Source organism: Lysobacter sp. Root983 (assembly GCF_001429345.1).
Classification (GTDB): domain Bacteria; phylum Pseudomonadota; class Gammaproteobacteria; order Xanthomonadales; family Xanthomonadaceae; genus Lysobacter.
The window spans coordinates 191,283-212,092 of the sequence record NZ_LMJO01000001.1 but is presented as its reverse complement, the minus strand read 5'-3'; the positions used below and the strand labels follow the sequence as shown (position 1 = coordinate 212,092).

The window sequence follows — 20,810 nt, the reverse complement described above, 5'->3', positions numbered from 1 at the left end:
GACCGGGGGCTCCGGTATCGAACCCTCATTCCTGCATGGCTTTCCAGACGCTCTCCGCTATTCCCGTCAGCTTCTTCTCCAGCTTCAGCAGATCCACCCCGTTCCTCTCCATCCAGGGCTTGGCGTAATGGGCATCGATCTCCGCATCCGTCGGCACTTCGATATTGCCGACGGTCGCCATTCCCGCTGCCCCGCTTATGGCTACGTCTCGTGCGGCTTTGTAGGCCTTCGTCACCGACTTGACGCAGCCCCGGACGGCGCAGTCCGCGCCAGCCTGGGCAGGCAATGTCGTGAACAGGAAGTCCGCCGACACCCTCCTCCTCATGTACCACTCGGCCTGCTTGTCGGACATCTGACCCATGGGCGGATTCCGAACGGTCCCGCGCGCAGGCACCGGCTTCGGAGCGAAAACATGAATGGTCTCGAGAATGGGAACCTCATCCGCAGCCGGCGGCGGCGGCGGCGGTGGAGTCGGCACCACGGGCGCGTTCCTGGCCTGACGCCCGTCCGGATCCACGAACCGGTAGGGATTGCCGTCGGCATACCGGTACCGATTGAAGCCGTCGCCCGAGGTCGCGTTCGCGGCGATCGGATCCACGCTCAGAAAGCTACCCAACTGCGCGTCGTAGTAGCGCTGCTGCATGTAGGTGAGGCCGGTGGCGCCATCCATGTGATGACCGGTGTAGCCCAAGCCGTTGGGACTGGGCTGACCGACGATCGCGCCGTAAGGTTCGTACTCCTGACGCTCGATCACCGCTCCGGCCTGATTGGTCGTCGCTACCGGACTGCCCAGTGCGTCGGTATGCCGGTACTTGGCCTGGCTCGCGCTGTCCAGCGTGGCCACCAGTTGGTCGCCGAGATAGATATACGAGTTATCCAGCTTGCCGGTCTCGTGCTGGAACAGCAGCTTCCCCTTCAGGCCGTACTGCGACATCAGCAGATCGGCGCCGTCCGGAGCCGCGGGACGCCAGCTCGTCACCCGGCGCCCCAGGCCGTCGTAACGGTAGTACTCCTTTCCGGTCACGGCGCGCAGGCGGTTGCCGCTGTCGAACTCGTAGCCCTGCCCATTCTTGTTCTGAAGGTTGCCGTGGAGGTCGTAGCCCAGACCGATCACCGAGGCGCCCGCGCTGTTGCGGACATTGGTCAGGCGATTGCGACCGTCGTACAGATACTCGGCATGGTCCTTGACGCCCGCCAGCTTCCACGACTTCATGTTGTCCAGCGCGTCGTAACCGAAGCGATGCCAGCAGTCGCCACCGAAGGAACACGAGCCGGCGTCGGTCAGACGATCCAGACCGTCGTAACTCATCCAACGCCCGTAATGGTCGCCTCGCAGGCCATCGACCATCTGGGTGACATTGCCGTTCTGGTCGAAGTGGTAACCCAGGTCCAGCACGCCTGCGCTGCTGGCGATGCGTTGCGGCAGCTGCCTCGCGTTCTGGGTCATCGTGTAGACGAGACCGTTGCCGTAGGTGAACTGCTTGAGGGCGCCGTTCGGGTGGTAGCTGGCGCCGCGGGCGAACGGGCCGGCCTTGGTCGCCTGACCCAGCGCGTTCGGGGCGTAGTCGATCGCCACTCCGCCCGGATAGGTCTGCCAATCCATATGGCCGCGGGCGTCGTAGTGATAGCCGACGCCCCAGGTGTACCAGCCGGGCTGGGTCAACGATTCGCCTTCCAACAGGCGCCGGTTGTTGTAGGTGTAGCCGGTCACGACCGGGGCCGCGTCGTTGGGCTCGTTGTAGGCCGTGATGCTGGCCGGCAGCCCGTCCTGGGTGTAGGTCCACACCTGGTTGCCGCGACCGTCGCCCAGGAAGCTCAAACGCGACAGCCGATTGCGCGCATCGTAACTACGCAGCGCCAGACGCCCCGCGTTCCATGCAGCGACGTGCTGGCAGTCGTAGGACGGGCCGAAGGCGGTCGCGTCCAGGCCCGATGCGGACCAGGCCAGATTGCCGCTGGCGTCGTAGCCCATCACCGTCGCGCCGGTTTCGGGCTCGACCGTCTTGCACAGCCGCGCATTGCCGTCGTAGGCGTAGTAGCGGCTGGCCTGCAGCGTGTTATCGGCGCTGCGCTGCTTGAGCTGCAGCGGCCAGCCGAATTGCGCGTGGCGCGAGATTTCCACGACCTTGCCCTCCGGCTGCAGGCTCTGCACCGGAAGGTCGTAGCGCGGCTGCTCCCAGGCCATGTAGCGGTTGCTGATTTGCGCGCCGCGGGGGTTGGTGACCCGCGTCTGCAAGCCGGACAAATACTCCGTCACCGTGGTCAGCAGGCCGTGCTCGCTGTGCTGTTCCACCTTGGTGACGCGACTCAGGGCGTCGTAGTAGGTACGCGTGCCCTCGATCACGTCGGCGAAACCAACTACGCCTCGGGTCGGATAGGACTCGAACGTCTTGCGCCCGTCGGCGTCGTAACGCTTGACCACCTGCTTGAGGGTGCCGGCGATGTCGTTGGCGTCCATGGACGCTTCGAGCAGCGGCTGCGCGAGTCCGTCGTAGTAGGTATTGATGTGCGCATTCGCGCCGATGCGTCTGGCCAGGCGCCAGTGGCCCGCCGCGATTCCGTGCTCCTCCGAATCGACATACTGAAGTGCCAGCGTGACCGGCTGCCAACGCGAGGCGTCGCAGACGCCGAGCGCGGTCTCGGACGGATACGTGATGCTGGCCAGCCGCCCCATCGCGTCGTAGCCATAGCAGGTCTTCGCGCCGACCTCGTCGGTCAACGAGGCTATCCGTCCGTTGTCGTCGACGGAGACCGATTTAACGGCGCCCGACGGCGCCTCGGGCGTCGCGGGGTAACGGGTCAGGCGCGGAATGCCGCGGTGATAGTTCTCGAAAGAGGTGGTGTTGCCGCGCCCGTCCGAGCTGGCGGCCAGGCTGCCGTCGGCCGCGTAGGTCATGGAGCTTTGCAGCGCTCCGAACGAATAGACCTCGGCGGGCAAGGCACGGTCGTTGTAGCGGATATCCAATTCGAGCATGCCGGTGCCCAGGTCGGCGCGCCGACGCATCTGGCCCAGCACCCACAGCGCCGGATTGTCGTGGTAAGCGATCTCCTCGCGCTTGCTGTAGCCCAGGCTGCTGTGCTTCTTGACCACCGTGGGCCGTGCGTAGCCGTCGAAGCAGTAAGCCGCGCCGGCACAGGCCTCCACTTCCCACGCGAACGTAGCCCCGTCCTGCGTGATCGAGGTGGCGCGCAGGGGATGCAGGCGCTCGGTCGCGAAGCGGTTGTTGGTGAGGTTCGGGTCCCAGCCCACGCGGTCCGGATACGCCTGCCCGTTGGCGTCGGCCATGTAGGTGTGGGCGACGCTGCGCAGGACCGTGCCGTTGCTGACGACATCCACGCGCAGCAATTGCCCCGCGCTGCGGTAGTAGTCGTTTCCGAAGGTCGAACGCGTGACGGTTCCATCCGGGCCCACGACCTGGGTGGACGAGGTCGCGTTGCAGCTAGCGCCGGCCCAAGTGCAGTCGTCGGAATAACCGGTCGGGTTCCAGCTCCAACTGGGCTGGTACTGATAGCTCCACGTCATCGGGGCCAGACCCGGGCCGCTGACCTGCTTGGATATCAACGAGGCGACCTTGTAGGCCATCAGGTTCGGACTGAGATCGACCTGCAGCGGACGGTTCGGATTGGGAACCGAGCACGACCCCGGGGTGCGGTCGGTGCCGTGCAGCAAGGTCTTGAAGGTGAAGACGCCCTTGGCGCCGGCGGGATGCCCGATCGTCACCGACTGGGTCGCGTCGGCCAGGATGACGGGGTCGCAATCGATCCACACGACCCGTTGATTCTCCGGATTGAGCATGCGCTCGAGGTCGCCGTACTGATACGTCCAGCGGCCGCCGTCGGGCTGCTCCACCGCGGCCAGCGCGCGACCGCCGGCATCGGCGTACTGGTACTGCCAACTGCGATCGCCGGTCGTGGCCGACACGATCTTGCCGTTGGCGCCGTACTGGAACGACACCGACACGCCGTCGTTGGACGTGATCGAGGTCAAGCGCCGCGGCCGCGCCGGGTCGTACTGGTACGCGATCCAGTTGCCGAAGCGGTCTTCGACCTTGGTCGCGTGCAGGAAGTACTCGCGTCGGTTGACGACGACCTGCTTGCTCAGGGCGCAACCTCCCAGCGAACCGCCCCCGCCCTCGAACGCGTGCGCGTAATGGGTATTGAAGCCGCTCTCCCAGGTCAGCGGCGGACGCCCGAACTGGGTGGTCACCGGCGCCGACGGGCGCTGCGCGAACAGGCTTTCGTACAACGCGGTCGACACGCAGTTGCTGCTCTTGAGCGGCGCCGACTTGCGCGAGGAGATCCAATCGAAGGTGTATCGGGTCCCGTCGGGCAGGACGATCAGGAAGCCCTCGCCGGTGCCGTTCTTCAGCGTCGGGACGCAGGCCACGCGCCAATCGCCGCGCGTGGTCCAGTAGTAGGCGCGGCCATCGCTGGGACGCGAGCGATCGGGCGGCAGATACAGCAAGGGATAGCGGCCGACATCCGGAATATTGACGTTGTTGCCGCTCCAGTACTCCTCCGGCAGGTAGTAGGTATTCCAGGACGTGTAGGCGCTCTTGACCGCCGGCGGGCCGGCCGCTCCCCATCCGGAGATGCTGCATCGCTGCTGCCCATTGGGCATGCTGGACACCCAGCCGGTGCGCTCGTCGAATATGCCGGAAATGTAGGGCACGTCGAGTTGCCAGTTGCCGAACAACTCGCCGTCGCTGGCCGGATCGGCGTACTGGCCGGCGTCCCGGGTGTTGATGCGCAGCGAACGCTTCACCGCCAGCGGCAGGCCGCTGTTGGTGCGCAATTCGATATCGGTCGCGTCGAACGCGGTGGCGCCGTCCTTGAGATCGACGGATTCGCCGAACTGATCGGGGCCGGAGCGACTCAGGCTCTGGGCGCCCTTGATGGCGTTGTCGTAATCCTCCACTTCGGTCCTCGCCGTCTGCGCGCTCAGGCCCGGCGCGAAGCACAAACCCGCCAGCGCCATCAGGCAGAGCAAGGATGCGAGCGTGCGGTTCGGCGTTCGAACCGCGCCCGATCCGGCGATCAATCTCAACAACGACAGCCTAGTTGCAACAGCACGCATATGCGGCCTCCTGACCCCGCCCCGACGCTCGGGGCTGTGCGATGTGGGCTCGATCTCCAGCGGCGCCCGCCCGGGCGCGACGCCAGCCAGGCGCGCGACACGGGTTCGACCACGGGAGTCCCCACACTCAGTCAATGCCAAGGCCGCCGCCGCGACAACGACGCAGGGGCGAAGCGCACGAATGGGTACGCGAACGTACGCGACCGTGCGGAATCGCCGCGGGCCACGGGCCACGGCGACCCTCGCTAAGGGCAAACGCGTACAGAGCGCGCGGGTCGCCTCTTGCGGCGCAGCCAAGGGCGCGCCGAAGGCGGCTATGGGCGGATCGCCCGAATCAGGGAATGGTGCCCGGGGCCGGACTCGAACCGGCATGGCCTTGCGGCCGGCGGATTTTAAGTCCGATGCGTCTACCGATTTCGCCACCCGGGCCTGGGTTGCGACTGCGGCGATAGCTTACGACACGGCGCCGCCGGTCTGGAAAGTGGCTGCGGTGGCTGCGGGTCGGCATCGGCGAGGATGCGCAACAGTGCCCCCTCGATCGGTCCGGCCGGCGCGCGCAGGCCATTGGCGTTCGGTCGCGTGCGAACCTGCGGTTCGTAAACGCGCGCCATCACCCGATTCAAAGGGGACCGCGCGGGTCGTCGCGGCGACGCGCCAAAAAGAAAGCCCCGCTTGCGCGGGGCTTCGGAGTTCCGATAAAGCCAGACCCTGCAAGCAGGGTCCGAAATTGGAGGCCTCGAGCGGAATCGAACCGCTGTAAACGGATTTGCAATCCGGTGCATCACCACTCTGCCACGAGGCCGGTGACTGGTCGCAAGCATACCGCTTGCGGTGGCGATTGCACACGTCGCGCGTGGGCTATCGCCGAAAAAACAAAACCCCGCATGCGGGGCTTTGTTCCTGAGGATGACTCCTCGAATTTGGAGCGGGAAACGAGACTCGAACTCGCGACATCTACCTTGGCAAGGTAGTGCTCTACCAACTGAGCTATTCCCGCAGAGGAACCAACATTTTAGGCATGGAAACAAAACTGTCAACACCCAATTTCGTTTTCCTTACAGCCCCGGACCCGGGCTTCAGCCCCGGTGCATCCGGCCCCCAGTGCCCTGGAGACGGATACCGCGATCAGCCCGAGGGGCCCTTCGCGTCCTCGCGCATTATAGGCCATGCCGCGCGCAAATACGCTAGCCCCGACCACAAAGTCAGCAGCGCGGCGCCGGCCAGCAGCCATTCGCCGATGCGGAAGATCGGCAAACCGAATACAGGTTCTTGATACAAAAGGCATACCAGCGCGACCATCTGCACGATGGTCTTGATCTTGCCGATCGAGGCCACTTTCACCGCCGCGCGCTGGCCCAGTTCGGCCATCCATTCGCGCAGCGCGGACACCGCGATTTCGCGGCCCACGATCACCGCCGCCCACAGCGTCATCCACACCGTCGGGTGCTTCTGCACGATCAGCAGCAGCGCCACGGCGACCATGAGTTTGTCGGCGACCGGATCGAGAAAAGCGCCGAAGGCCGAGTACTGGTTGTAGCGGCGCGCGATCCAGCCGTCGAGCCAGTCGGTGACGGACGCGAACGCGAAGATGAAGGCCGCGGCGAAGTTGGTCCACTGGAACGGCAGATAGAACACCACCACCAGTACCGGGATCAGCACGATCCGCGCCAGGGTGAGCATGGTGGGTATCGTCAACTTCATCCTTCGCTCCGCGTGCCGCCGTTGGCCGCTTTCGGGTTGGCCTTGACCGGGGCGCCGGCATCCGGCGCCTCCAGCCCGTGCAGGGTCGCATAGATGCGCTCGGCCAGGGCGGCATTGACGCCCTCGACCCGCGAAATTTCCTCGATTCCGGCCGCTTTCAGCCCGCCCAGGCCGCCGAAGTGGCGCAGCAGGCTGGCGCGGCGGCGCGGGCCGATGCCCGGGATGTCCTCCAGCCGGCTGGTATTGCGCGCCTTCTGGCGGCGGCCGCGGTGGCCGGTGATGGCGAAACGGTGGGCCTCGTCGCGGACCTGCTGGACCAGTTGCAGGGCCGGCGACTCCGCGCCCGGGTGCAGCACCCGGCCGTCCGGCAGCAGCAGTTCCTCGTCGCCGGGGCGGCGCGCCGGGCCCTTGGCCACGCCGACCAGGATCACGCCCTCGACCCCGAGTTCGTCCAGGGCCGCGCGCGCCTGCGCGACCTGCCCCGCACCGCCGTCGATCAGCAGCAGGTCCGGCATCACGCCGTTCTCTTCGACCGCGCGCCGGAAGCGCCGCTCGATCGCCTGGTTCATCGCCGCGTAGTCGTCGCCCTCGACGATGCCGGCGATGTTGTAGCGGCGATACTGGCCGCGTACTGGGCCTTCGGCATCGAACACCACGCACGAGGCCACCGTGGCCTCGCCCATGGTGTGGCTGATGTCGAAGCATTCGATCCGGGTCGGGATCGCCGCCATGCCCAGCATCTCGCGCAGGGCCTCGGCGCGCGCGTGCTGGGCGGCGTGGCTGGTGCGCTCGGCGGCCAGCGACAGCTCGGCATTGCGGCGCGCCAGATCGAGGTAGCCAGCGCGCTCGCCGCGTACGTTGCTGCGGATCTGGACCTTGCGCTCGCCGGCGGCCGACAGGGCCTGCTCCAACAGCTCGCGATCCGGGATGTCGCGATCGAGCACGATCTCGCGCGGCGGGGTCTGCTCGGCGTAGTACTGCGACACGAACGCGGCCAGCACTTCTTCGGCGTTGTCGCTGCCGTTGGTCTTGGGATAGAAGGCGCGGGTGCCGAGATTGCGGCCGTCGCGGAAGGCCAGCAGCAGCACGCAGGCGGCCACGCCCTGCATCGCCACCGCCAGCACGTCCAGGTCGGCGGCGCGGCCGTCGACGTACTGACGCGCCTGCAGGGTGCGGATCGAGGTGACCAGGTCGCGCATGCGCGCGGCCTCCTCGAAATCCAGGCGCGCGCTGGCGGCCTCCATGGCGCTGCCGAGTTCGTCGGTGAGCTCGTCGCTGCGGCCGTCCAGCAGCAGCCCGGCGCGGCGCACGCTCTCGGCGTAGTCGCGCGCGGCGACCAGGCCCACGCAGGGCGCGCTGCAACGGCCGATCTGGTGCTGCAGGCAGGGCCGCGAGCGATTGCGGAACACGCTGTCCTCGCAACTGCGCAGGCGGAACAGCTTGTGCATCAGGTTCAGGCTGTCGCGCACCGCGCCGACGCTGGCGTAGGGGCCGAAATACCGCCCCGGGATCGCGCGCGGGCCGCGGTGCATGGCGATGCGCGGCCAGGCCTCCTGGGTCATCAGCACATAGGGATAGCTCTTGTCGTCGCGCAGCAGCACGTTGTAGCGCGGCTTCAGCGATTTGATCAGCTGGTTTTCCAGGATCAGCGCTTCGGCCTCGGTGCGGGTGACCGTGACCTCCATGCGCGCGGTCTGCGCCAGCATGGACATGATCCGGGCCGACTTCGGCGTGGCGTTGAAATAGCTGGAGACGCGGTTCTTGAGCGCGCCGGCCTTGCCCACGTAGAGCACGCCGTCGTCGGCGCCGATCATCCGGTAGACGCCGGGCGCCGTACTCAAGGACTTGACGAAGGACTTGCCGTCGAACGGCGGCGGCGACGCGCTCATGCGGCCCGCTCCGTCGCGCTCGGGCGGCATGCGCGCGCGGCCGCGCCCGAGCCGCCGAAGCGCGCGGCGAGCGGAACGATAGGCGGGGTGCGGGCGGTCACGGTCGCGAACATCGGCTACTGGATTGGGCCGATTATGCGTGAAGGCAAGACGGCGGCGCTGGAATGGGGGTTGCGGACTGGTGAAGCAAATCCCCCCTAGCCCCCCTTTTGCAAAGGGGGGAACAAGCGCTGGTGTTCTCCCCTTTTCGCGGTGGGGGCAGCAAAGGGGGATTAGGGGGATTTGCGCTAGCGCCCGCGCAACCCCAATTCCTCGCGCAGGCGCGCGATCGCGCCGTCGGCGGCGCGGTCCAGCAGGCCGAACACGTGTTCGAACTGGGCGGGACCGCCGGTGTAGGGATCGGGCACCTCGCCCTGGCTTTCAACGCCGGTCCAATCCAGCAGCAAGGCCGCCTGCGCACGCGCGCCGCGCGGCGCGCGCGCCTGCACGTCGCGCAGGTTGGCGCGGTCGGCGCACAGCAACCAGTCGAAGTCGCGGTAGTCGGCGGCCTGCAGCTGGCGCGCGCGCAGGCCGGCGATGTCGATGCCGTGCTCGGCCGCGTTGGCGATCGCGCGCCGGTCCGGCGGCTGGCCCACGTGCCAGTCGCCGGTGCCGGCCGAATCCAGTTCGACCTGGCCGGCCAACGTCGAGGCGGCGATACGCGCGCGCAGCACGCCTTCGGCCACCGGCGAGCGGCAGATGTTGCCCAGGCAGACCACCAGCAGGCGCACCGCTCAGGCGTCCTGAGCCAGGCGCGACTCGGCGCGCGCGAGGTCTTCCGGGGTGTCCACGCCGGGCGGAAACGGTTCGGGCGTAAGCGCGACCGCGATGCGGTGCCCGGCCTCGAGCACGCGCAGCTGCTCCAGCGATTCGATCCGCTCCAGCCGCCCCGGCGGCATCGCCGCGAAGCGCTGCAGGAATCCGGCGCGGTAGCCGTAAATGCCGATGTGGCGTAGCCACTGCCCGTGCTCGGGCATGCGATCGCGCTCGCGCGCGAACTCGTCGCGCGGCCACGGGATCGGCGCGCGACTGAAATACAGCGCGTCGCCGTTGCCCGCGCGCACCAGCTTGACCGCATTGGGATCGAGCAGGGTTTCGACTTCGGTCACCGGCGCGGCCAGGGTCGACATCTCCGCGCCGCTCGCGCGCAGCGCCTCGGCGCAGGCGCGCACGCCCGCGGCCGGCGCGAACGGCTCGTCGCCTTGCAGGTTGACCACCACGGTGTCGTCCGACCAGCCGGCGATGCGCGCGCATTCGGCCAGGCGATCGGTGCCGGAGGCGTGTTCGGTCGAAGTCATCGCCACCTGCACGCCGCTGTCGCGCAGGGCCTGCGCGATGCGAGCGTCGTCGGCCGCTACCCACACCTCGCGCGCACCGGCCGCGAGCGCGCGACGCGCGACGTGCAGCACCAGCGGCTCGCCGGCGAGCAGGCGCAGCGGCTTGCCGGGCAGACGCGTGGCGGCGTAACGGGCGGGAATGGCGACGACGAAGTCCTGGGACATGGGATTTCCGTTTCGCGGACGGGCCGCGGGGGTGTGGGCTGACGGCGCAGGGCGAAACCGCAGCCTGTCTCATCTTACGGCGGAGCTCGAGGATGCGCGTTGCGGCCCGCTCCGGCATGCCCGCCCCGGCCCGCCGAATACCGACCGATCAGCGTAAGAGCCGGTGCTTCACGCCTGCGGCAGGATTTGTGTTCGATGCGGCCCGCATCGCGGCCGCTAGCGCCCTTTCAATGCCGCCAGCTTGGCCAGCAACGACACCCAGAAAGCCTCGGGCAGTTCGGTGCGGACCGGCACGCTGAAGAACTGCTCGGTGACGAAGGAGCCCTCGCCCACGCCGACCAGCTTGACCGCGTCCTTCTCGGTCATCAGCACCGGCAGTTGGCTGCCGAACTCGAAATCGGCGGCGCTGTAGCGATGGTGGTCGGGAAACGCGTGCGGGACCAAGGCGATGCCGAAGCCGCGCAGCATGGCGAAGTAGCGCTCGGGATCGCCGATGCCGGCAACGGCATGCACGCGCTGGCCGGAATAGGCGCTGAGCTTGCGCCCGCGCCCGCCCAGCACCGGCTGGGCCTGGTCGGCGACCAGGCGCATCGGCCATTCGCCGAAGCCGGTCTCGCCGCCGTTGACCACGCGGAAGTCGCAACGCGCGGCGCGCTCGGGCAGCTCGCGCAGCGGGCCGGCGGGCAGCAGTTGCGCGTTGCCGTAGCGGCGACGGCCGTCGACCACCTCGATCTCGATGTCGCGCGCCAGTCGGTAATGCTGCAGTCCGTCGTCGCAGACCACCACGTCGCAGCCGGCCTCGACCAGCGCGCGCGCGGCCGCGACGCGGTCGCGGTCGACGCGCACTTTGACGCCGGTGCGCATGGCGATCAGGACCGGTTCGTCGCCGCCCAAGGCGGGATCGGTGGCGGCCTCGACCCACATCGGCTGCGCCGCACGCTCGCGGCCGTAGCCGCGGCTGGCGACGCCCGGGTTCCAGCCCTCGGCGCGCAGGCGCTCGACCAGGGCGATCGTCATCGGGGTCTTGCCGGCGCCACCGGCGGTGATGTTGCCGACCACGATCACCGGCACGCCGGGATGGCGGCGACGCAGCCAGCCCTTCAGGTACAGGCCGCGGCGCAAGCCGCTGACGCTGCCGTATAGCGCCGACAGCAGGCGTGCGCCGAGCGGAATCGGCGCGTCGCCGTACCAGTACGCCGGCAGGCGCGCGCGGCGTTCGTGGGAACCGCCGGCCATGCCCTACTCCGCCTCGCGGAACTGCATGCGGTGCAGGTGCGCGTACAGGCCGCCCTGCTCCAGCAACTGTGCATGGCTGCCGCGCTCGACGATGCGGCCCTGGTCCAGCACCAGCACCTGGTCGGCGTGCTCGATGGTCGAGAGCCGGTGCGCGATCACCAGGGTGGTGCGGTCGGGCATCAGCCGGTCGAGGGCGTCCTGCACCAGGCGTTCGGATTCGGTGTCCAGCGCCGCGGTGGCCTCGTCGAGGATCAAAATCGGCGCGTCCTTGAGCATCGCGCGCGCGATCGCCAGACGCTGGCGCTGGCCGCCGGAGAGCTTGCCGCCCTTGGCGCCGATGTGGGTCTGGACGCCCTCGGACAAGCGCTCGACGAATTCCATCGCATTGGCGCCGCGCACCGCGCGCTCCAGGCCTTCGGGCGCGGCTTCCTGCAATTCGCCGTAGGCGACGTTGGCGGCCACGGTGCCGTCGAACAGCATCACCTGCTGGCCGACCAGGGCGATCTGACGGCGCAGGTCGGCCAAGCGGTAGTCCTGCAGCGGATGGCCGTCGAGCAGGATCTGGCCGGATTCAGGCTCGTAGAAACGCGGAATCAGCTTGATCAGGGTCGATTTGCCGCTGCCGGAGCGGCCGACGATGGCGGTGACCGTGCCGGGCCGGGCGCTGAAACTGATGTCGGCCAGCGCCGGGTCCTTCTGGCCCGGATAGCGCGCGACCACATCGCGGAACTCGAGCTCGCCGCGCGCGCGGGTGAGCGGACGGCTGCCGTTGTCGGGTTCGTCGTCGGCGTCCAGTACCGAGAACAGGCGCTCGGCCGAGGCCACGCCCCGTTGCAGCATGTTCTGCACGTTGGTGAGCTGACGCAGGGCCGGGATGATCGCGATCATCGAGGTCATCAGGGTCACGAACTTGCCCGCGTCCAGGCGCCCGGCCAGGGCTTCGCGCCCGGCCACGAACAGCAACAGCGCCAGGCCGACCGCGCCCATCAGCTGCACCATCGCCGAGGCGATGGAGCGCGTGGACTCGACCTTCATGCTCAACTTGAGGTGGTTGTCGGCGATCGCGCCGTAGCGCGCCAACTCGACATCCTGGGCGCCGTAGACCTTGACCTCCTGGTGGTTGCCCAGTGCCTGGTCGGCCGACTGCAGCAACGCGCCCGCGCTCTCCTGGATGCGATGGCTGATGCGGCGGTAGCGGCGGCCGATCTTGTCCATCACGAAGGCCAGCGGCGGCGCCATCAACAGCACCGCCAGGGTCACCTGCCAGCTCGCGAACAGCATCGCGCCCAGCAGCGCGATGGCCTGAAAGCTCTGCTGCAGCATCACCTTCATCGCGTCGACCGCGGCCTGCGCGACCTGATCGCTGTCCGAGCCCAGGCGCACCAGCATCGACGGCACCGGCTCGGTGTCGAAGCGCAGGCCCGGCAGGCGCAGGTACTTGCCCAGCACGTTCACGCGCAGGTCGCGCGCGATGCTGCGGCCGGCCTTGGCCATGTGGTAGTCGGTGACGTAGCCGGCCACGCCGCGCAGCAGGAACAGGCCGACGATCGCCAGCGGCAACAGGGTGCTGAGGTTCTTTTCCTTCTCGATGAAGGTCAGATTGATGATCGGCGTCATCAAGGTGGTGAAGATGCCGGCCGCGGCGGCCTCGACCAGCATGCCGATCAGGGCCAGCCACAACAGCCCGCCGTAGGGACGGGCGAAGCCGAGCAGGCGGCGGTAGGTCTGCCAGGGCGATACCTGGGCGGTCACCGCTTGCCCTCGCTGGGCGCGGCGCCCGTGCCGGCCGGCGGCGCGGTCGCGCTCATGATGCGGCGAAAGCCGAGCTGGCCAAGGGCGTCGTATACGGTCACCACCGCCTGGTAGGGCGTGCGCGCGTCGGCGCGCAGCATCACCGGGCGCTCGCGGTCGCTGCCGGCGACCTCGGCGATGGTGGTCTTCAGCGATTCCAGATCGTCGCGCAGCACTTCACGATCGTCGACGAAATAGCGGCCATCGGCGTTGACCAACACGATCAGCGCCTTGGACGCGTCGCTGACCGGCTCGCCGCTGGCGCGCGGCAGCTCCAGCTTGAGCACCGAACGCGCGTCGAAGGTGGCGGTGACCACGAAGAAGATGATCAGCACCAGGATCACGTCGATCAACGGGACCAGGTTGATCTCCGGCTCGTCGTCGGCGCGGTGGTCGCGTATGCGCATGCCGGCCCTGCCTCAGCTCGCGGCCTGCTGCTGCGCCGACGCCGGCGCCGCCGGCGTGGCCGCGACCGGGCGCGCGGGCGTGCGCGGGTCCAGGGTGTCCAGCAGCTGGATCGCTTCGTGCTCCATCGCCACGATGTACTCGGCGATGCGGCCGCGGAACCAGCGGTGCGCGATCAGCGCCGGGATCGCCACGATCATGCCGGCCGCGGTGCAGACCAGGGCCTTGCCGATGCCGCCGGCGAGCTGGTTCACGTCGCCGATGCCGTGATCGAGGATGCCCAGGAACATCTGGATCATGCCGACCACGGTGCCGAACAGGCCCAGCAGCGGACCGGCGGCCGAGATCGTGCCGAGGGTGTTGAGGTAGCGCTCCATGCGGTGGACCAGGTGGCGGCCCACGTCCTCGATGCGCTCGCGGATCTCGTCGCGCGGGCGACCGCGCACGTCCAGGGCCGCGGCCAGCAGCGCGCCCAGCGGCGAGGTCGCACGCAGGGATTCGATGTGGGCCGGGTCCAGCTTGCCGCGACCGGCCCAGGCACGGACTTCCTTGCCCAGTTCGGGCGGCAGCACGGCCTTGCGCCGCAACGTCCACAACCGCTCGATGATGATCGCCAGCGCGACGGCCGACAGCAGCAACAGCGGGATCATCGGCCAACCGCCGGCCTTGATCAGTTCCAGCACTCGCGAACCTCCGGCCCATTCGGCCGCGTCAATCTGGCCGATAGGATAGCCCAGGCGGCGCGGCCTCCACCCGCCTGGCCGCGTCCCACAGCCTCGGATGTGCCTGGCGTCGCGTTTCCAGCTTGAGCCCCTCCGCCGCGAGCCGCAGTCGCAGGGCCCCGCCGCGGCTGGTGTCCCAGACGCTGGCGCCGGCCGCGCGCCAGCGCGTCAGCACCTGCGGCTTGGGGTGCCCATAGCGGTTGCCGTAGCCGCTGGAGATCAGGGCGTGGCGGGCGCCGGTGGCAGCCACGAAGGCCGGATCCGACGAGCCCCGGCTGCCGTGATGGGGAACCAGGACCACATCGGCGCGCAGGTCGCGGCGGCCGCTCTCGCGATCGCGACGGACCAGATCGCGCTCGACCACCTCACCGATGTCGCCGGTCAGCAGCACCGCGCCATGCGCGGTGTCGATGCGCAGCACGCAACTGGACTCGTTGCGCAGATAAGGGAAATACGGCGGCGGGTGCAGGAAGCGGAAGCGCACCCCGTCCCAGGTCCAGGCCTCGCCGGCCACGCAGGCCCGGGCCAGCGCGATTCCGGCACCTTCTGGTGCGCGCCGGTCGTCGCCAGGGTAGGCCCGCGCCACCGCCTCCAGCCCGCCCGCGTGATCGTTGTCGGCATGGCTGACCACCAGCCGGTCCAGCGAGCGCACACCCAGCGCGCGCAGGGTCGGCAGCACCGCGCGTTCGCCGGCGTCGTAGCCGTCGACCACGGCCGGCCCGAAGTCGTACAGCAGCTCGTGGCGCGCGGTACGCACGTGCACCGACAGCCCTTGGCCGACGTCGATCACGGTCAACTCGGCCTCGCCGGGCTGCGGCAGGTTCCGGTCCGGCCACAGCAACGGCAGCCACAGCAGCAGGGCCAAGGGCTTGCCGGGCACCCCGCGCGGCAGCAACAGCCAGAACGCTCCGAGCAGGGCCAGCGGCAGGGCGAACCATGGCGCCTGCGGCAACCACCACAACGCCAGGCCGCCCGTGGCCAGGCGCTCGAAGCAGGGCCAACTCAGGTCGAAGCAGAGCGCCGCCAGGCACCAGGCACCCTCGCCCGCTCCCGTCCACAGCAGATCCAGCCCGGTGCCGATCAAGGCCAGCGGCACCACCACCAGGCTCCACCAAGGCACGGCGAGCAGGTTCGCGAGCGGGCCCGCCAAGGAGGCCTGGCCGAACAGCGCCACGCAGGCCGGCAGCAGACCCAGGGTGGCCACGCCCTGCGCCGACAGGAACTCGCGCAGCAGCGAAGGCCGCGGCCCGCTGCGTGGCAGGCACCACAGCAGCCAGGCCACCCCGAGAAAGCTCAGCCAGAAGCCCGCACCCAGCACCGCCAGCGGATCCACCAGCAGGACCGCGATCGCGGCCAGGGCCAGCGCCGCGGCGCCCTCGAACGGCCGCCGCGACAGACGCACGCCGGCGACCACCGCGATCATCAGCAGGGTACGCACCGTGGGCAACGCGAACCCCGCCAGCGCGGCGTACAGCAAGGCACCGGCGGCGGCCGCCGAGGCCGCGGCGATCGGCCGCGGCCAACGCCGCGCCAACCCCGGCCGCAGGCGCCACACGCCGCGCACGATCAAGGCGAGGAAGCCCGCGACCAGGCCGACGTGGAAACCGGAGATCGCGATCAGGTGGGTGAGTCCGTTCGCGCGCAACACCTCCCAGTCGCGCTCGTCCAAGGCGCGGGTGTCGCCCAACGCGAGCGCGCGCACGTAGCGCGACGAGGGCGCCGCGACCGCGTCGCGGATGCGATCCGACAGGCGTTCGCGCAAGGCCTCCAGCCCGCTCGCCGGCGCCAACAGTTGCGCTTGCTCGGCGGCGACCAGATAGCCGTTCGCGCTCAGACCCTGCATTAGCGCGTACTTCTCGGCGTCGGCACCGCCCGGATTGCGCAGGCCGCGCGGTGCGCGCAGCCGCAGCTTCCAGCGCCAGCGCTGGCCCGCGCGCAACCGCTCGCGCTCGACGCGATCCTCGCTGTACCACGACAGGCGCAGCAGCCGCCCGCGCAAGGGCGCCGGCTGATCGTCGCCGCCATCGACGCGGAACGCGAAGCGCGTGCGCCTGACTTCATGCACCGGCATTTCGACGATGCGACCGGACACCGTCGCCTGCCGCCGTTCCCACTCCGGCGGCAGCTGCCGGGACAAGGCGTAGCCCGCGTGCAGCCCGGTCCAGGCGAACCCCACCAGGACAACCCCGAGCAGGCGCCACGCGCGACCGCAGCGGCGCCAAACCCACGCGCCGACCACGAGCAGGGGCAACAGCAACAGAACCGGCGACAGAACGGGGGCCGCGAGACTGACCGCGGTACCGCCCAGCAAGCTGATCGCGGCCGCCGGACCGAAAGCCGCCACCGTCGTTGCCTTGATCTCGACGCCCTTCGCCATCGCCCCGCCCGCACCGAATCGTGTGCGTCCAGCTTAGGAAGCCGCCTGGCGCGCCACTATCGGCGCTACACCCGATGCGGCCTAGGATTAATCCGAATGCCGGCGACATCGGAGCGGCCGTATGATCGCCATGGGCGCGAGCAGGCTGCCAAGGAGATAAGACGCCATGCAGCAGACCTATCGCGGTTCCTGCCATTGCGGCCGCGTAGCTTCGAGCTCGACGGCGAAGTGAAGTACGCGATCGAGTGCAACTGTTCGATCTGCCGCCGCAAGGGCGCGCTCTGGCACGGCACCGCGGACGCGTCTCATCCAATTTGAACATTCGAGCCGGCCGGGCCGCTACCAAACAGGCAGACTCGCTTTCCAAGGACCTCGTCGTGCATCTCAGAACCGTACTGGCGCTTTCGATACTTGCATCTTGCTTCCACAGCCAAGCCCACGCCGGCTCCGCCCCCGCCAGCCTGACCTGCACGCCGCTGACCAAGGGCTCGAGCATGCAGCTCGACGGCACGATTCCGGCGAGCGAGGAAACCCTGTCCCTGGTGGTTTCCAGCCGCGAGCATCGTTACACGCTCAGCGACGCGGGCTCCGAAACCACGGTGATCGAGTCCCTGGCGGAGGGCGTGTTCGCGCTGAACATCAGGTCGCGCGGGTTCGAGACCACGCTGTATGCCATTCCCGCCACGGTGAAAGCCACGCCTCTGCCCTACGGCACCGACGCCCGCTTCGTCGCGAAACTGACCGCGCTGCGCCCCTCGCGCCATGCGGACGCCGGCGCCAGCTACCTCTACGACGACTACGTGCGCGATATCAAGATGTCCTGCCACTATCGCTACGAGATATGAGCGCGCAGGCCACCCGTCGGCGACGGCAAACCGAAGATTCGAATACCGCTCCGCGGCGACAGGGTCGCGCCGACCTCGCCGACAATTCCGCTTGATAAGCGCGCAGCATCGAGGAGGCCCTTTGTCCGACGTCAACATGGAAGCGATTCTCTCCGCGCTGGCCCTGCTGGGCGGCGCGATCGCATGGCTGCACCAGCTGCGCACCAAGTCGCGCCGCGACAAGATCAAGCTCGACCTGGATATCCTCGAAAAGTCGAGGCACATGTTCGGCGAGACGGACGAGCGCACGAATCGGGTGCGGGCCGCGGTCGGGCGACGGATGGATCGGGTGTACGGCGAGCAGTCCGGGCAAGGCCGCAAGCCCCTGCCCTGGGCCGACCTGGTACTGCTGCTGTTCTGCATCGGCGGCGCGATCTTCTTCGTCAGGAACGGCATCGCCGGTAGCGAAGCCTGGGAACTGGTGCTGGCGGGCCTGCTGGCCTTCGTGGGCGCCGGCGCGGCGATGAACGCCCTGGAGCACCGGCGGGACACGGACAGCTAGAATCCAACACACGCGCAGAGCCCAGGTCACCCGCATGGCCGCAAACGAGTTAGCGCTGCGCTGCCCTTGCTGCGGCTGCAAAACCTTGGATGAGCGTCGCGCTTACGAGATCTGCGCGGTGTGCTGCTGGGAGGACGACGGCCAGGACGACACCGACGCCGATGAGGTCCGCGGCGGGCCGAATGGCGAGCTCAGCTTGAGCCTGGCCAGGCTCAATTATGGGCTGTTCGGCGCCTGCCACAGGCGCTTCCTGCCGCGCGTGCGCGCGCCGCGCCCCGAAGAAATCTGAGCGAAGCTCAGGTCCGGCGGACCGGACCTATGCGCGATCAGACCTCGCTGGCCGCCAGCTGGCGTAGCTTGCCTTCGTGCAGCTCCAGCACGCGATCCAGGCGACGCGCGAGGCGGCGGTCGTGGGTGACCAGGACCAGGCTGGTGCCCTGCTCGCGATTCAACGCCAGCATGAGCTCGAACACGGTCGCGGCGGTCTTCTCGTCCAGGTTGCCGGTGGGCTCGTCGCCGAGCACGCAGGCGGGCTTGTTGACCAGGGCGCGCGCGACCGCGGCGCGCTGGCGCTCGCCGCCGGACAGCTCGCCGGGCTTGTGTTCGAGACGATGGCCCAGGCCGACCGATTCCAGCAGCGCCTTGGCGCGCTGGCTGGCGTCGGGCACGGCCGCGCCAGCCAACAGCACCGGCAGCATCACGTTCTCCAGCGCGGTGAACTCGGGCAGCAGGTGGTGGAACTGATAGACGAAGCCCAGCGCCTGGTTGCGCAGCGCGCCGCGGGCGGCGTCGGACAAGGCGTTCATGCGCCGCCCGGCGACGAAGACCTCGCCCGCGGTCGGGGTGTCGAGACCGCCGAGCAAATGCAGCAGGGTGCTCTTGCCGGCGCCGGACGCGCCGAGGATGGCGACGGTCTCGCCGCGCTCCACCGCCAGGTCCAGGCCGTCGAACACCGGCGTGCGCATCTTGCCCTCGGCGTAGGTCATGGCCAGGCCGGAGCAGCGGATCACCGCGTCGTCGGCCATTTCGGCTTGCGGATTACTCATAGCGCAGCGCCTCCGCCGGAGCCGTGCGCGCGGCGCGCCAGGCGGGATAGATGGTGGCGACGAAGGCCATCGCCAGCGCGACCGCGGCGATCGCGACCACGTCGCCGGATTGCAGGTCGGTGGGCAGGCCGGTGATGTAGTAGACGTCCTCGGGCAACAACTGCACGCCCAGCACCTTCTCGATGGCCTTGAGGATGTGTTCGAGGTTGAGGGTGAGGACGATGCCGCCGATCACGCCCAGCACGGTGCCGATCACGCCGATCAGGGTGCCCTGCACCACGAACACCTGCATCACCCCGCGCGGGGTCAGGCCCAGGGTGCGCAGGATCGCGATGTCGGCTTGCTTGTCGGTGACCAGCATCACCTGCGAGGACACCAGGTTAAACGCGCCCATCGCGATGATCAGCGACAGCAGGATCGCCATGATGGTTTTTTCCATCTTCAGCGCGCGGAACATATTGGCGTTGTCGCTGGTCCAGTCGCTGACGTTGTAGGGCCCGCCCAGGCCGATCGCGAGATCGCGCGCCACGTCCCAGGCCAGATCCATGTCGTGCAGCCTCAGGCGCACCCCGGTGACGCCGTCGCCCATGCGCAGCACGCGCTGGATGTCGCGCAGGTTGACCACCGCCAGGCCCTTGTCGAACTCGTTGTAGCCGGCCTCGAAGATGCCGCTGACGGTGAAGCGCTTGAGCTGCGGCAGCGCGCCCATCGGGGTGCTGCGGAAGTCGGAGGTCATCATCACCACGCTGTCGCCGACCCCGACGCCCAGCCACGCCGCCAGTTCCTTGCCGAGCACGATGTTGTAGCTGCCGGGGGTAAGCGAATCGAGCTTGCCCTGGACCATCTTCTCGGCCAGCACCGAAACCTTGCCCTCCTCGGCCGGCAGCACGCCGCGCACCATCGCGGGCTGGTTGCGCGCGCCGGACAGCAGGGTCTCCTTCTCGATGTAGGGCGCCGCGCCGGCCACGCGCTTGTCGGCGATGGCGGCGTCGACGGCGCGCTGCCAGTCGGTGAGCGGCTCGCCGTAGGCACTGACGGTGGCGTGCGCGGCCATCTGCAGCATGCGGTCGCGGATTTCGCGCTGGAAGCCGCTCATCACCGCCAGGGTGGTGATCAGGGCGGTCACGCCCAGGGCGATGCCCGCGATCGAGGCCAGCGAGATGAAGGAGATGAAGCCGTTGCGGCGCTTGGCGCGCAGGTAGCGCAGGCCGATGGCGACAGGAATAGGTTTGAACATATCCGGCTATGGTGCCATCTAAAGCGAATCGGGCGTAGGCGTTTGGACCGGCCAAGCCAGCCGCAGTTCACGACGGCCGGTGGAATCCAGGGTGTCGGGCCACCAGATCCGGTACCGGAGCCGGCCGGAGCCGTCGCGATAGCGCAGAAACGCCAGCGGACCGCGCCATTGCAGGGCCGGCTGGTCCAGGGGCGCGCCGTCCAGGGAGACCGCGTCGGCCGATACGACCAGTTGCTGCGGCGCGCTGCGCAGCTCCCGCCGCGCCAGCCAGGCGCCGTAGAGCGCGGCGCCCGCGGCCAAGGGCAACGACCCCGGCGCCGGCAATTCGCTGCTCAGGACCGCACCGGCGGCGAGCAGCCCGATCGCGACCAGCGCGCAGGCGAGCCCGCGCGAGGGCCGCCA

General features: G+C 68.9%; 16 protein-coding genes and 3 tRNA genes. 3 read left to right on the top strand and 16 right to left on the bottom strand.

Features of this window, described 5'->3' with window-relative positions; translation table 11 throughout:
• Positions 1 to 25 precede the first annotated feature (25 nt).
• From ASE43_RS01020 to ASE43_RS00960, 13 genes are all read right to left on the bottom strand, one after another.
• Complete coding sequence (locus ASE43_RS01020; RefSeq protein WP_162258738.1) at positions 26 to 5,047, bottom strand: RHS repeat-associated core domain-containing protein; 5,022 nt, start codon at positions 5,045 to 5,047, stop codon at positions 26 to 28.
• A 372-nt stretch (positions 5,048 to 5,419) separates the two neighbouring features.
• Positions 5,420 to 5,506, bottom strand: a tRNA-Leu gene (locus tag ASE43_RS01015).
• A gap of 299 nt (positions 5,507 to 5,805) precedes the next feature.
• Positions 5,806 to 5,879: transfer RNA gene (locus tag ASE43_RS01010), tRNA-Cys, on the bottom strand.
• Positions 5,880 to 5,998: 119 nt separating this feature from the next.
• Positions 5,999 to 6,074 (bottom strand) — tRNA-Gly (locus tag ASE43_RS01005).
• Positions 6,075 to 6,202: 128 nt separating this feature from the next.
• A complete protein-coding gene (gene pgsA / locus ASE43_RS01000; RefSeq protein ID WP_056174327.1) occupies positions 6,203 to 6,778 on the bottom strand; it encodes a CDP-diacylglycerol--glycerol-3-phosphate 3-phosphatidyltransferase in 576 nt (191 codons plus the stop codon).
• On the bottom strand, positions 6,775 to 8,667 hold the full coding sequence (gene uvrC / locus ASE43_RS00995) for an excinuclease ABC subunit UvrC (RefSeq protein ID WP_057159816.1): 1,893 nt from the start codon (positions 8,665 to 8,667) through the stop codon (positions 6,775 to 6,777). Before uvrC ends, pgsA begins: the two co-directional genes overlap by 4 nt.
• A gap of 287 nt (positions 8,668 to 8,954) precedes the next feature.
• The gene (locus ASE43_RS00990; protein WP_056174325.1) at positions 8,955 to 9,437 is read right to left on the bottom strand and encodes a low molecular weight protein-tyrosine-phosphatase; all 483 of its coding nucleotides are present in this window, start codon (positions 9,435 to 9,437) and stop codon (positions 8,955 to 8,957) included.
• A 3-nt stretch (positions 9,438 to 9,440) separates the two neighbouring features.
• Positions 9,441 to 10,208 carry a 3-deoxy-manno-octulosonate cytidylyltransferase gene (gene kdsB, locus ASE43_RS00985; protein ID WP_057159172.1) on the bottom strand — a complete coding sequence of 256 codons (768 nt, stop codon included), beginning with the start codon at positions 10,206 to 10,208 and terminating at the stop codon, positions 9,441 to 9,443.
• Positions 10,209 to 10,424: 216 nt separating this feature from the next.
• Entirely contained in the window at positions 10,425 to 11,444 is a 1,020-nt protein-coding gene (lpxK, locus tag ASE43_RS00980) for a tetraacyldisaccharide 4'-kinase (protein ID WP_057159171.1), read from the bottom strand.
• Between the two features lie 3 nt (positions 11,445 to 11,447).
• Entirely contained in the window at positions 11,448 to 13,196 is a 1,749-nt protein-coding gene (gene msbA / locus ASE43_RS00975) for a lipid A export permease/ATP-binding protein MsbA (RefSeq protein WP_056174318.1), read from the bottom strand.
• A complete protein-coding gene (locus ASE43_RS00970) occupies positions 13,193 to 13,642 on the bottom strand; it encodes a biopolymer transporter ExbD (RefSeq protein ID WP_056174316.1) in 450 nt (149 codons plus the stop codon). The genes msbA and ASE43_RS00970 overlap by 4 nt, the downstream gene beginning before the upstream one ends.
• 12 nt (positions 13,643 to 13,654) lie before the next feature.
• Positions 13,655 to 14,323 carry a MotA/TolQ/ExbB proton channel family protein gene (locus ASE43_RS00965; RefSeq protein ID WP_057159170.1) on the bottom strand — a complete coding sequence of 223 codons (669 nt, stop codon included), beginning with the start codon at positions 14,321 to 14,323 and terminating at the stop codon, positions 13,655 to 13,657.
• A gap of 28 nt (positions 14,324 to 14,351) precedes the next feature.
• On the bottom strand, positions 14,352 to 16,739 hold the full coding sequence (locus ASE43_RS00960) for a DNA internalization-related competence protein ComEC/Rec2 (protein ID WP_082607026.1): 2,388 nt from the start codon (positions 16,737 to 16,739) through the stop codon (positions 14,352 to 14,354).
• A 245-nt stretch (positions 16,740 to 16,984) separates the two neighbouring features.
• Here ASE43_RS00960 and ASE43_RS21470 point away from each other — a divergent pair, with 245 nt between their 5' ends.
• The 3 genes from ASE43_RS21470 to ASE43_RS00945 all read left to right on the top strand — a co-directional run bounded on the left by ASE43_RS21470 (position 16,985) and on the right by ASE43_RS00945 (position 18,414).
• Entirely contained in the window at positions 16,985 to 17,584 is a 600-nt protein-coding gene (locus ASE43_RS21470; RefSeq protein ID WP_157499602.1) for a hypothetical protein, read from the top strand.
• A 121-nt stretch (positions 17,585 to 17,705) separates the two neighbouring features.
• Positions 17,706 to 18,125 (top strand): hypothetical protein, encoded by a 420-nt coding sequence (locus ASE43_RS00950; protein WP_057159168.1) that lies wholly within the window; start codon positions 17,706 to 17,708, stop codon positions 18,123 to 18,125.
• Positions 18,126 to 18,159: 34 nt separating this feature from the next.
• Entirely contained in the window at positions 18,160 to 18,414 is a 255-nt protein-coding gene (locus tag ASE43_RS00945) for a CPCC family cysteine-rich protein (RefSeq protein ID WP_082607025.1), read from the top strand.
• A gap of 37 nt (positions 18,415 to 18,451) precedes the next feature.
• On the opposite strand, the gene lolD is transcribed toward ASE43_RS00945, so the two are convergent.
• Genes lolD through ASE43_RS00930 form a run of 3 tightly spaced genes read right to left on the bottom strand, consistent with a single transcriptional unit; the run spans position 18,452 to position 20,714 of the window.
• On the bottom strand, positions 18,452 to 19,150 hold the full coding sequence (gene lolD, locus ASE43_RS00940; protein WP_091634392.1) for a lipoprotein-releasing ABC transporter ATP-binding protein LolD: 699 nt from the start codon (positions 19,148 to 19,150) through the stop codon (positions 18,452 to 18,454).
• Between the two features lie 13 nt (positions 19,151 to 19,163).
• Entirely contained in the window at positions 19,164 to 20,408 is a 1,245-nt protein-coding gene (locus tag ASE43_RS00935; RefSeq protein WP_056174306.1) for a lipoprotein-releasing ABC transporter permease subunit, read from the bottom strand.
• A gap of 18 nt (positions 20,409 to 20,426) precedes the next feature.
• The gene (locus tag ASE43_RS00930; protein WP_157499601.1) at positions 20,427 to 20,714 is read right to left on the bottom strand and encodes a hypothetical protein; all 288 of its coding nucleotides are present in this window, start codon (positions 20,712 to 20,714) and stop codon (positions 20,427 to 20,429) included.
• Positions 20,715 to 20,810: the final 96 nt, after the last annotated feature.